Here is a 12,558-nt window from a genome sequence, read left to right as displayed (position 1 = left end):
GCGATGCGGCGTTATCGGCTCAGATACCCTGTAGGCCACCATCCAGTCGAGGAGAAGACCGTGTCCGATCAAAAGCCTACACGCCGGGAGTACGGGGCGCGCACCACGTCCCGTCTGCAGGGCAACGAGCACTGGTGGCCCGACCAGCTCAACCTCAACATCCTGCACCAGAAACACCCCGACGCCAGCCCGTTCGGGGCCGACTTCAGCTACGCCGAGGCGTTCTCGCAGCTCGACGTCGACGAACTCTGCGCCGATCTCGATGCCTTGATGACCGATTCGCAAGACTGGTGGCCTGCTGATTGGGGCCACTACGGCCCGTTCTTCATTCGCATGTCGTGGCACGCCGCCGGCACCTACCGTGCGCTCGACGGCCGCGGTGGCGGCGGTACCGGCGCCCAGCGCTTCGCCCCGCTCAACAGCTGGCCCGACAACGGCAACCTGGACAAGGCGCGCCGCCTGCTGTGGCCGATCAAGCAGAAGTACGGCGAGAAGATCTCCTGGGCCGACCTGCTGGTACTCGCCGGCAACCGCGCGCTGGAGACCATGGGTTTCCGCACCTTCGGCTTCGGCTACGGCCGCGCCGACATCTGGGCGCCGGAGGACGACATCTACTGGGGCCCCGAGACCGAGTGGCTCGCCACCAACGACGAGCGCTACACCGGCAGCTGGGAAGACGGCAGCCGCGTGCTCGACAACCCCCTTGCCGCGGTGCAGATGGGGCTGATCTACGTCAACCCGGAAGGCCCCAACGGCATTCCCGACGCGATGAAGTCCGCCCAGGACGTGCGCGAGACCTTCGCCCGCATGGGCATGAACGACCGCGAGACCGTCGCGCTGACGGTGGGTGGCCACACCTTCGGCAAGATGCACGGCAACGGCTCGCCGGATGCCGTGGGCGAGGCCCCCGAAGGCGCCAAGATCCACCAGCAGGGCTTCGGCTGGGCCAACACTCATGAAACCGGCCTCGGCGAATACACCGTGACCTCCGGCCTCGAAGGCGCCTGGACCCCGACGCCGACCAAGTGGGACAACGCCTACCTCAACACCATCTTCGCCCACCAGTGGGAGGTGAAGAAGTCGCCCGCCGGCGCCAACCAGTGGCAGCCGGTGGAGGTCAAGGAGGGCTACTGGGTGCCCGACGCCCACGTCGAAGGCAAGAAGAACCCGCCGGTGATGAACACCGCCGACATGGCGATGATCACCGACCCCATCTACCTCGAGATCGCCAAGGACTTCCACCAGAACCCCGACAAGCTCGCCGACGAGTTCGCCCGCGCCTGGTACAAGCTGCTGCATCGCGACATGGGCCCGCGCGCCCGCTACCTCGGTCCGCAGGTGCCCGACGAAGAGCTCATCTGGCAGGACCCGGTGCCCGAGCACCAGGGGCCGCTGGTCAACGACCAGCAGATCGCTACCCTCAAGCAGCAGATCGCCGACTCCGGCCTCACCGCCAAGCAGCTGGTGAGCACCGCCTGGGCCTCGGCCTGCACCTACCGCCAGACCGACCACCGCGGCGGTGCCAACGGCGCGCGCATCTGTCTCGAGCCGCAGACCGGCTGGGACATCAACCAGCGCTCCGGCGTGTATGACGTGATCGACAAGCTCGAGCAGATCAAGGACGCCTCGGACGCCAACATCTCGCTGGCGGACATGATCGTGCTGGGCGGCAGCGTCGGCGTCGAGATGGCGGCCAAGGCAGCCGGGCACAACGTCACCGTGCCGTTCACCCCGGGCCGCACCGACGCCACCCAGGAGATGACCGAGGTGGATACCATCGCCTACCTGGAGCCTAGGCACGACGCCTTCCGCAACTACATGCAGCCCCAGGTGACCTCCATCCCGGCCGAACACCTGATGGTGGACCGCGCCTTCATGCTCAACCTCAGCGTGCCGCAGATGACCGCACTGCTCGGCGGCATGCGCGCCATCGGCGTCAACGTGGGAGACAACAACGACGGCATCCTCACCGACCGCCCCGGCCAGCTGACCAACGACTTCTTCGTCAACCTCGTCGACATGGGCACCGTGTGGGAGCCCCTCGACGACAGCGAAGAGCGCTTCGAAGGCCGCCACCGCAAGACGGGCGAGAAGAAGTGGACCGCCACCCGCGTCGACCTCGTGTACGGCTCCAACTCCCAGCTACGCGCCATCGCCGAGGAGTACGCCGCCAACGGCGGTGAGGAGCGCATGATCGACCGCTTCGTGAAAGGGTGGGTCAAGGTCATGGAGAACGACCGCTTCGACCTGCACCGCTGAACGACAGGTCCGCGGCAGTAACGCGGACCTGGTGTAAATAATTGACCCCGTAGGTGGGATATCTGCCTTCGGGGTTTTTTATGTCCCGACTCAGATCAAGAGAAGCGGCACTAGCCGCGCCTCATGCTTTCGTTGACGTTGCCCTTAACGTTTCTGTTGGTTACGGTTAGTAAAAAGTCACAGAAGATGACGAAGTAACCAAGACGTACTCAGGGACTGCCGCATTAGGATGATGCGAATCATCATCCATTCTGCCAGCAGGGGCGGTAGCGTGCCCCGACTCCCCAACTCCCCGCCAGACGAAATCAAGTCTTATTTACATTCCTTAATAACTTACTGAATTCAAACAGATTCGACCGCGCATGGTATTCTCTGACAATTGATTGATTCAGAAGAGATAACCCATGCGCCATGAAGGTAAACTCACCGAGTGGAACGACGCCAAGGGCTTCGGGTTCATCACGCCAGCCGCAGGCGGCCCTCGCGTGTTCGTCCACATCAGCGCTTTTCCCCGCGATGGGCGCCGCCCAACAATCAACGAGCCGATTACCTACCAGCTGACACGAGATAGCCAGGACAGACCGAAAGCCCAGAAGGCGGGCTACCTGACAAAAGCATCACGCCATACATCCCCGCGCTCCAAAGGGCTGACCTTGGCATGCGCCATCGCCGCTGCGTTCTTCGCACTCCTGGCAGCCCTGAGCGCTCTAGGCAACACACCATGGCAGCTCATGGCGGCATACGCGCTGCTGAGCGTAGTCACCTTCGCCATGTACGGCATCGACAAAGCCGCAGCAGGGAAGGGCAGAAGGCGCACACCCGAAGCCACACTGCTCTTCGCAGGTTTGATCGGTGGCTGGCCCGGCGCGCTGCCAGCGCAGCGACTATTTCGGCACAAAACCAGGAAGCAGCCATTTCAGACCATATTTTGGTGTGGGGTGGTGGTGAATTGTGGGGTGGTTGGGTGGCTTGTTTATACGGGTGATGCTGTGACCGTGTGGGCTGGTTTGGGGATCGGTTAATAGTAACTAGGGCGGCGTCTCGTCGTGATCTCATCTGTATATCTCAATTTCATCAGTTATCATGCATACAGTATATTGGAACCGGAAAAACGAGCATGCGGGCGAATTCTGAATAGGTAGTCGAGCTATACTTAAATCAATAACTTGTAATAAATGAGGCGCGTTAAATAATATTATTGAACGCGCAGGATGTTCATTGAATATCAGGACGTGCAGTCCAATCACTGTTAAGCGGTAGCAAGGAACTAGTATCGTGCTACTTGAAAAACCGAATCTAAAAAGGCCTATATCGCTTGATCTAGTCGGGATGGTTTGTATCGTTGTGATAACTACAGCGTATGTCACCTATGGCGCCTGCGTTATATTCGGAGTTTTGAGTGGGTACGACTCCAGTCCCCAGATAACGTTTTTAGACCTCATCAATGGCATCGCACAAATAGCTACTGCATTAGCTTTTATTTTGGCTTATGTTCAATTTCGAAAAAACAGGATTCAGCAGAGGCAGGCAATAATTGCCAAAGAGGCGGAATCACAGCTAGAGAAAATGATCTCGGTTATTTGTGACATGGAGGTTGGTGAGAATTCGGACTTAAAGAATCTCAATAAGTCATTAGCTCTTCTTTCTAATTTAGCCACCAATTTTGATGAACTATTTAAAGCCATGAATGAAGATATTCAAAAAGGCATCGTCAGGATGCAGTGGCAAGATATGTATTTCAACTATTTAACTCATGCGCTGAGTGACATAGATCCAGTGGCAATCTTGAAAAAGGAAGCGTCAATTGATGAGGCTGTTTTAGAGGAGGCAGTTTCTGAAGCTAAAAGGGAGTCTGAATCAGAGAATATTTTGCCCGTATTCAAGGATTATGTATTTACCGAAAAGCTCCTCAATCACCCAGATATAAAAGAAGCATATAGCCTTATCGGTAAAATAGATTCTCTCGATATGTTTGTATCGCACTATCTAAATGATCATAATTTAAACGACCTCTTGTATGGTCTGCTGTCTAGGATCGATATTAGAGTCCGCGCTCCTCTATTGGCAGTCTCTGGGCCAAGCGATTGGGCATTGGAGAAGTCGGCATGAATCGCTTAACAAACGCGTCAATTAGGACGCTCGTAAGCTCGCGCCTATTACGCGGGCGTTAGGCTAAAAATGAGGCGAGAAAGATGAATGAAGTTAAGGATCTGATTTATCTCGACATGGATAAAGTTATCTCGCTTTATAGCCAGATAACTGGGGGAATAATTCAGCAGTTTGAAACATCAACTTCCTCCAATCAAACGGATAAAAATCTACGAAACTATGATCTCAAGCTGTTCAAGCATGAGGCGGGTGGTGTCGGTACTGATTCGGAGTCATTTAAGGAGACGAGAGTTAGTCACCATGAATTGTATAATGAATTAGAAGATCAGCTTTTTAAATTAGGGTATGCAGCAGAAATAGGTGTTGACGTAAGCAAAGAACAGCTGGCTTCGGGTGAGGCAATATCGATATTCGAAAACACGCTATGTATTAAAGCGACAGGATGGGTCGTTCTCGAAGATTATGAGCGTATATGTCGAATATCAGCTAACTACAAAGATATTGCGGCCCTTATAAATCGAAGTATAGAGTCTTCGCTAAGAGAGTCAGATGAGTGTAAAGAGATACTAAAAAAGATCGAGTCCCAGAAAAATGAAATCCGATTGATGAAAAATGGACAGCAAAAGACCAAGCGAAAAAATGAATTAGAGGGGTTAGAGCGTCACATAGAGCTTCTTATCAAAGCAAAGTCAATTGGCGAGGTTGAAGACTGGATCATTGAAGGAATGCAAAACTGGATAAGGGTATTTCTTCCCGGAGTAATTAATTTCCGGTTATATCCCTTTGATGATATGCCTGAATTTCATATATTGTCGAATTTAAAACGAGAGTCTTTTCTGGAGAGCAGTACTGAATCGGTACATTTTCTTTATGGATCAAAACCAACCGTTAAGCTTGATATTCTTGGCGTAATTACGGCGATTCCAAAAGAAGGAAGCGAGCAGTTTGATCCAATGATCGAGTTCAATGAAGAAGAGTTAAATCAGGAAGGACGTGAATCGGAATCAATAGAGAGAGCTTTCAGAGGTGTTTTTCGTGGCTTCGATGGGTTTGAAGAAATGATTCGAACGTGTAGGTATCCTCGAATTATGATTCAACCAATTGCAATTTACCGATCTATCAAGCCTAACAAAGCATTGCAGCGGACAGGCCGCTGAATGCGGCGTTAGATTTCTCAGGGGGAGAATGTGAGACTTCATAAGCTAAAAATAGAAGGGTTGAGAAGGCTTCAATCTGTGATAGTTGAATTCGGCGATGCTAGCTTTTGCATTGGTCCGAATAACGCTGGAAAAAGCTCCGTTTTGATTGCTGTTGAGTATCTTCTTTCGGCCAACAAACGAATTTCTGAAGCAGACTACTATTCGGAAGTGGATGAGGATACAGGAGAGGTAAAGGTTGTTACGGACTGCATAACACTTGAAGCGGAATTTCGTAATGTTCCGATTGAATCAAACAGCTGGCGTGGATTCAAAGGAAGAACATTCAGTTACGAGCTGCCGGAGGGTTCGGGTGAGACGGGAGTCTCTATTCATTATCGAAAAAGATTCCCCCTAGGCAAGGATGTCATTGTCGAGCTGAAGTCGAAGCAACGGTCTATTGCTACACAATTCGAAAAATGCAAGAGTCCGCAAGACTTTATTGATGCCGGTGCAAGTGAAGAAGTATTTAAAGAGTTATTTTCTGATTTGAACAAGGCAATTCCGGCAAAGGAAAATATCAAGCTGGAGGCTATTGATGAGCTCTGGGAGTTGGGACAGGAAGAGGAATGGTTTCAGAATCCAGGCGGAATACCTGGAAACGTTCTGAGTCGTTTGCCTACATTTCTTAGAATTCCCGCGGAAGCGGCATCTTATGAAATCGATGATCCCAAGAAGGGAGTGTTAGGAAAGACGCTAACCGAGTTATTCGAAGACGTTCGCGATGAATCAGATAATTATAAAGCTGCACAGAAACACCTCGACGAACTCACTAAGGAGCTAGATCCAACAGACGAAAAGTCTGAGTTTGGAAAGATGATGATTGAACTCAACAAGGTTCTTTCAAGTGTATTTCCGGATTCCGCGCTACATGCGACTGCGGACCTTAGTGACCCGAAAAAGGCTCTTGTCCCCTCATTCGAGATCGCTATGTCTAGCAATATACAGACGCCCGTGAGTCATCAAGGTACTGGAATGGTGCGGTCAGCCGTTTTTGGAATGCTTCGCTTCCGGCAACGTTGGTTATCACAGCGTGATGACAACTCTGATAGAAGTCTGATCATCGGCTTCGAAGAGCCAGAAATTTATCTTCATCCCAGCGCAGCCAACCAAATGCGGGACACTATATACGAGCTTTCCGGGAGGCAATCGCAAATTGTTGCTACTACTCATTCTCCATACATGATTGATCTTTCTCGCAAACCTAGGCAGGTCTTAAACAGGTTTCGTTGTGATGGCGCGTATACAGAAAGTGTGGCATTTAACGTATCTGATGAGTTCATTGCATTAGGTGAGGATGATAAAACATATGTAAAAATGCTACTTCGAATTGATGATTATATTGCAAGAGCATTTTTTACTAAGACTGTAATTTTGGTTGAAGGGGATACCGAAGATATTGTGTTAAGGGAAGCCTTGAAAAGGCTTCCTTCCGACAAAAGAGCTAAGATTCATTCCGATTTCGAAGTGGTTAAGGCAAGAGGTAAAGCATCCATCATTGGTATAGCGAAGTATTTTCACGCACTGTCTATTAATTTTAGAGTTATGCATGACCGTGACGCAGGCGTAGATGGTGCCGAGAAATTCAACCAGCCTATTCTGGAAGCAGTGGGTGACGCTGATAAAATTGTAGTTCTTGAGGAATGTGTTGAAGATTTGCTCGGCTATGATGCACCAAGCTCAGAGAAGCCTTTCAAAGCGTATCAGTTCGTCAACACTTGGGGTGATGATTGGGAAGATGTTCCAGAAAATCTAAGAGTGGTTATGGCAAATCTATTTCGTGGTTATGTTGAAGCCGAAATCTAACAGGCGCTTGCAGTCTGACGCCAAAACCGCCGCGTTTTTGTGCTACTCGCTGCGCTCAAACAGTAACACAAAAACACTCTAGTTTCAGCGCAGCTGAAGCGGGCGTTAGGCTCAGATATTAAGGGAGTCATTTTGGCCATATCAGAAACTGTTTTAGAAATGCATTACCATCGCCCAATCATGGACGCCATCAGGGATACAATCGGTGTGGGGCCGCAAGGTGCTGTTAGTTTCTATAAGTACTCTCCTCAACGAGAGTGTTTTGTTGGGTTTGATCAAGCTTATGCTATATCAGAATTAAGTGAGAGCGAATTTTTTAATCTGGTAAAAGATGCAGCGAAAAGCAAAAGCCCCCACCTCAATGATCAATTTTTTGGCTACTTTCTTCAGTTTAAGGTGGTAAAAAAGATGGAGAAATTTAATAGATATACGCCGAAAATGATCACGAATAAGCCGCATTATCGAGTTTCGCTGGATACCACGAAAAATGCTAACACCGGCTTATCTCAGCATGAGCTATTGTTCAATCTCAACCAGAACGCCGGAGCTTTAGTCTACTACGCTTGTCCTATGATTTTTGATAAGGCATCGCTCTATGAAATAGATGTGGATCTCGACTCTCTGCGGCTGGCTGACTTTAATGATTGTCCGTCTTCTTACCTCGATAACGACAATCACTTTATTTTTTTTAATGACAAAACAGACGATTCGATTTGGTGTAGCGAACCAGTTAGAGGTAAAGCGATCTCAGCAAGAGAGTTCGCTACCAAAATTGTAGAGCGAGAGGTGTCGTTGGATCGAGCTGCCGAGACCAGCAGGAAGCTTTTCGATGTATTAACGGATTTCGAATCTGCCGGCCTTAGCAGAGAGTCAAAACTGTTTCGAGATATGTTCAAGCCATCTTTTGTGCCAATGCTTGCAGATGCACTGACAATTGTTCGAGTCTCAAGGCATGCAGAGAGTGCCTAACAAATTGCTGCACGCGGAAAAATTACTCGCTGCGCTCCCAAACTTCTGGTGAGCAAAGCGTTAAATTTTGGGAGTAGAAATGCAAGTCCGAGAATGTCGATCATGTGGAGATTTGACGCCAGAAGACGCATTCCGGAAGGGCCGTGCTGATTGTGTTTGGTGTCAATACGAAGATATGGAAAAACGGGCGAAAGCTCGTTTCGCGGACAAACAAAAGGGTGCTAAGCAGCGACTTCACATTGGAAAAAACGAGTTCGTCTCTTGGTATACCGATCAGAGTGATGAATGTGCATATTGCGGCCTGACATATTCAGAGCTTAAAGAGCTGAAGCTGAAAAAAGGTAAGGGCTATTTCGTGTCTTGGGACATAGATTGCGTCGAACCGAAGAAAGGCTACGCCCTAGGAAATCTTGCCTTGTCCTGCTTCGTCTGCAATATGGCGAAAGGTAATGCGTTGACTGTGCAGGAAATGAGAATTATTGGTCCTGCTATTCTTGAGGTCTGGCATACTCGTCTCGACGCCACCAACTGAATTTAACCAGGTGGTCAACAGGACGCCAACTACGCGTTGCTCCGTTGACGCCCATTACCACGGCATTAATCAACCAACCCCTCTTATATTCCCCATAAACGCAGGAAAAACATTTAACAGTGTTCATCCCCCAAGACGGGCGCTTGCGGCTGGATCGTGAGCGCTTGAAGCAGCATCGCAAGCGGCTGGGCCTGAGTCAGGAGGCGCTGGCCGAGTATTGTTTTGATCGGCGTTTGTGCGTCTCCATCGCTTCCATCAAGCGGGCGGAGAGTGGCAAGGCGGTGCTGTATCGTACCGCGCGCCACCTGGCCGAGATCTATGAGGTCGAGGTCGAGGCGTTGTCGGCGGAGGCCGAGGAGGCTGCCGTTGTCGCTTCCGATATCGAGGAGATGGAGAGCGCCCGCGTACTGATCCAGCTGCACGCCGTGGCGGCCGATCCCTCGGCGCTGGCGAGCTGGGTGCAGCATTTCGGCGGCAGCCTGGAGGAAGGAGGCACGGCACTATTCGGCCTGCCTCGGGCTTACCGCAGCGATGCCCAGCGCGGCCTGTTGTGTGCCGCTACCCTGGTGGAGCAGGGGGTGGCCCGCGGCGTGTATCTTCAGGCCGGCCATTGGCCTACGGCTGCGCCGCTTTCCATGTCGGGTGGGCAGAGCGGCGTGTGGGTCGAGCGTGGCGTAGCGGTGCAGCTGGCGGAGCGCTTCGTTTTCGATGACGAAGGTGGCGAGTGGCTGCGCTATCGCCAACCCCGGGACGAGGCTCATGACGCTCGCTTCGAACTGGTGGGGCGCCGGGTGCAGTTGGGCCAGCTGCAAGCCATCCTGGAGAGCACCCAGGCTTACCAGGCCGGTCATTTGATCTATATCCGCGGTGTGGCGGGTATCGGCAAGACGCGCCTGAGCGCCGAGTTTGCCGAGATGGCTGCGGCCCATGCCGATCATCACCAGGCCGAGGTGCTGGATTTCGGTACTCGCGCCGATGAAGGGCCGCTGATGCAGCTCACGCGCTCGCTGTTGAAAGCGTCCGCCGAGGCGAAAGCGGAAATTCTGGACGAGGCTCTCCTACCGGCCCGTCTCTCGGCGCTGCGCCTGCCCATGGATCACGCCATGCTGCTGCGTCCGCTGCTGGGCTTGCCTCAGCCGGAGCAGGCGCAGTCGCTCTATGCCGCCATGACTCCCGCGACCCGCAGCCAGCGCTTGGTGCTGGCACTGCGCGATCTGCTCCTGGCGCGCTCCATTCATCGCCCGCAGCTGGTGGTGGTGGAGGACCTGCACTGGGCCGACGAGGCGCTGCTGGCCACGCTCACCGGGCTGCTGCAGGGTACCCAGGAAGCGCCGGTGATCTGGCTGTTCACCTCGCGCCTGGAGCAGGACCCGCTGGAGACCCGCCTGCGCCCGCAGCTGCCGGAGCTGCCGCTCACTCTGATCGAGCTGCCGCCGCTGCGCCCCCAGGAGGCCGAGGCCCTGGTGGCCAGCTTCGCCACGGTGCCCGCCGAGCACGCCGCCCGCTGCGTGACCCAGGCCCAGGGCAACCCGCTGTTCCTGACCCAACTGCTGCTGTTCCATCCTCATCGCAGCCTGCCGGCCAGCCTCGCCAATCTGGTACAGAGCAAGCTGGATCAGCTCACCGATCTGGATCGTCGGGCCATGTGCATCGCCGCGGTGATGGGGCAGCGCTTCTCCCTGGCCTCGCTGCAGGAGGTGCTGGGGCAGGCCGATTATCAGCCCGAGCTTCCTCAGCGCTACAGCCTGGTGCGCCCGCTGGAAGAGGACAGCTACCGCTTCGTGCACGACCTGATCCTGCAAGGCATCTACGAGGGGATTCCCAAGATCCAGCGCGACCGCCTGCATTTGCGCCTGGCCGCGCTCTACGGCGAGGCGGAACCGGGCTTGCGGGCGCGCCACCTGCACCGCGCGCGCTCGCTGGAGGCGCCGAATGCCTTCCTGCAGGCGGTGGCGGCGGAAATGGCCCGCTATCGGCACGAGGAGGCCATGGCGCTGCTGCGGGATTGCCGCGCCATCGACTATGCGCCGAAGGATGAGTACCACCTGATGCTGCTGCAGGGCCAGGTGGCGATGGCCACCGGTCAGGTCCAGGCGGCGCGGGAGCACTTCGAGGCGGCGCGTGCGTTCGCCCGGGAGGAGTGTCAGCGCATCAGCGCCGACCTGTGGCTGGCCCGGGTGCTGAACATGCTCGATGCACTGGCGGCGGAGGAGGCGATACTCGACGGCCTGCTGCCCCTGGCCGAGGCGCTGGAGGACCCTTTGCCCCTGGCCGAGGCGCTCTATCTCAAGGGCAATCTCTATTTCCCCCGGGGCGACTTTGCCACCAGCCGCGCCTATCACACCCGCGCCCTGGAGCAGGCCCGCCGTGGCGGCGACGTGCGCACCGAGATCCAGGCCCTGAGCGGGCTGGGCGATGCCCACTATGCCGAGGGGCAGATGCTCAGCACCCTCGAGCTGTTCGATCACTGCGTCACGCTGTGCCGAACCCATGGCCACGCCGACCTGGAGGCCTCCAACCTCTTCATGCTGGGTACCGCCCGTATCTACGCCAACCAGACCGAAGCGGCGCTGGCCGACTGTTTCGATGCCGCCAAGCTGGGCAAGCGGGTCGGCAACCGGCGTGCCGAGGTGGTGGCGCGGCTCACGGCAGGGTGGATTCTGCTCTCCCAGGGCGAGCCTTATGCGGCGGACGAGCAGATCGAGCAGGCGCTGACGGTGGCGCGTGGCCTGGGCTCCGGTCGCTTCGAGGCATTCCTGCTGGAGAGTTGCGCCCGGGTCGAGCTGATCACCGGGCGGCTGGCCGAGGCGCGGGCCAGCATCGAGCGTGCCTGGCAACTGGTCGAACAGCACGGCCTGAAGGCCTTTATCGGCCCCTGGGTATTGGGCACCCGGGCGTTGCTGGAAGAGGAGCCGGAAGCCCGCCTGGCGACGCTACAACAGGGCGAAGCGCTGCTGGATGCCGGCTGTGTGGGGCACAACGGTTATCGTTTTCTGATCGCCGCGGCAGAAGTCAGCCTGCTCGACGGGCGCCCCGAGGCGGCCCGCCACTATGCCCGGCGCCTGACCCAACTGATGGGGGCGGAGCCCTGTGCCTGGGGTGAGCACCATTGCGCCCTGATCGAAGCCCATGCCGATTGGCTGGAGAACGGCCAAGCGGAGGGCGAGAAGGGCGGTAAGGCACACGCCCTGGAAGCCTTACGAGCGTGTTGGCACCGAGGCGAAGCCGCCGGCGTGCGGATGACGCTGCCCCGCCTTGCTGCCAGTCGGCGCTAACCGCGTGGGACCATCGATCCGACGCTCTTTCTTCGTGGTACGTGGTCCATGATGAAGCTCCTAGGCAACATGATCCAAGGATCGAGATGCTACCAAGGGGGGATTTGGTGATGCCGAAGTAATTTGTTGCGGTTGGTGCTGTTACTAACTTGGATAAGTCCTTCTTCGACATGATAGTCTGCCACTTCCTTTGATACTAGCTAGTGGTCAGTCATCTAAAAACTATAAAGGGGCGGGGAATGATCGTTGAATGTCCGAGCTGTTCCAAGGATAAGGAAATCAAGTGCGCTGAAAATATAGTCTGTGACGAGTGCGAATCAAGCTTTTTAGGCCATACCTATAGAAAGTACAAGAAGCCTCTGATCTCCGCTACTACCGCATTGTTTATCGGTGCGTTCGGAGGCTACAAGGC

The 12,558-nt window shown here is 54.7% G+C and carries 8 protein-coding genes; all 8 read left to right on the top strand.

Going from position 1 to position 12,558, the window contains the following annotated elements:
* Positions 1-60 precede the first annotated feature (60 nt).
* The 8 genes from katG (at position 61) to DIS04_RS02965 (ending at position 12,146) form a co-directional block, all read left to right on the top strand.
* Positions 61-2,259, top strand: a complete 2,199-nt coding sequence (gene katG, locus DIS04_RS02985; protein WP_111412225.1) for a catalase/peroxidase HPI — start codon at positions 61-63, stop codon at positions 2,257-2,259.
* 404 nt (positions 2,260-2,663) lie between these two features.
* Positions 2,664-3,281, top strand: coding sequence for a DUF1294 domain-containing protein (locus tag DIS04_RS02980; protein ID WP_111412224.1), 618 nt, complete (start codon positions 2,664-2,666; stop codon positions 3,279-3,281).
* A gap of 253 nt (positions 3,282-3,534) precedes the next feature.
* Positions 3,535-4,368 carry a hypothetical protein gene (locus DIS04_RS20400; RefSeq protein WP_162623011.1) on the top strand — a complete coding sequence of 278 codons (834 nt, stop codon included), beginning with the start codon at positions 3,535-3,537 and terminating at the stop codon, positions 4,366-4,368.
* An 83-nt stretch (positions 4,369-4,451) separates the two neighbouring features.
* Positions 4,452-5,525, top strand: coding sequence for a DUF6414 family protein (locus DIS04_RS02975; protein WP_111412223.1), 1,074 nt, complete (start codon positions 4,452-4,454; stop codon positions 5,523-5,525).
* Between the two features lie 30 nt (positions 5,526-5,555).
* Entirely contained in the window at positions 5,556-7,370 is a 1,815-nt protein-coding gene (locus tag DIS04_RS02970; RefSeq protein WP_111412222.1) for an AAA family ATPase, read from the top strand.
* A 132-nt stretch (positions 7,371-7,502) separates the two neighbouring features.
* On the top strand, positions 7,503-8,339 hold the full coding sequence (locus tag DIS04_RS20395; RefSeq protein WP_162623010.1) for a hypothetical protein: 837 nt from the start codon (positions 7,503-7,505) through the stop codon (positions 8,337-8,339).
* Between the two features lie 79 nt (positions 8,340-8,418).
* Positions 8,419-8,871 (top strand): hypothetical protein, encoded by a 453-nt coding sequence (locus tag DIS04_RS20390; RefSeq protein ID WP_162623009.1) that lies wholly within the window; start codon positions 8,419-8,421, stop codon positions 8,869-8,871.
* Positions 8,872-8,990: 119 nt separating this feature from the next.
* On the top strand, positions 8,991-12,146 hold the full coding sequence (locus tag DIS04_RS02965) for an ATP-binding protein (protein WP_111412221.1): 3,156 nt from the start codon (positions 8,991-8,993) through the stop codon (positions 12,144-12,146).
* The last annotated feature ends 412 nt before the right edge of the window (positions 12,147-12,558 follow it).

Origin of the sequence: Billgrantia lactosivorans, assembly GCF_003254665.1 — a bacterium.
Taxonomy (GTDB): domain Bacteria; phylum Pseudomonadota; class Gammaproteobacteria; order Pseudomonadales; family Halomonadaceae; genus Halomonas; species Halomonas lactosivorans.
This window is presented reverse-complemented; position numbering and strand designations above follow the sequence as displayed.